Origin of the sequence: Pseudoalteromonas sp. AOP7-A1-14 (assembly GCF_052376275.1) — a bacterium.
Taxonomy (GTDB): domain Bacteria; phylum Pseudomonadota; class Gammaproteobacteria; order Enterobacterales; family Alteromonadaceae; genus Pseudoalteromonas.
In genome coordinates this window covers 1-308 of record NZ_JBQSVO010000314.1, presented here as the reverse complement: position 1 = coordinate 308, position 308 = coordinate 1, and the positions used below count along the sequence as shown (strand labels likewise).

At 35.7% G+C, this 308-nt stretch carries 1 pseudogene; it reads right to left on the bottom strand.

The annotated features are described in order from the left end of the window. Positions 1 to 263 (bottom strand): annotated as a pseudogene (locus tag ACT3RM_RS18280) (hypothetical protein); the annotation flags it as partial. Positions 264 to 308 lie beyond the last annotated feature (45 nt).

The following is a 308-nucleotide window of genomic DNA, read 5'->3' as shown; positions in this document are numbered from 1 at the left end:
TTAATATCATGTTTTTCAGTTGTTTTTGAATCCAAATTGCGACCAATAGATGTCAAGGTGCATTGCTGACAGTGCAAAAGAGATTTAACGGCAGCGACTAGAGTATTAAATCTGGCTTTATGAATAGAGTTAGGGGTGACAGCGCGGAGCATATTGTGCAAAATAGTAGACGCATTCATGGTGTTTAGTTCTGTTGTTTTTAAGCGATTCATAAGATCACAAAACACCATGAATGTTCCCTCACTACCCATATTTTTTAACACTATTAGTTCATTGATATATAAAGGCTAATTTTGGGGATACTTTAG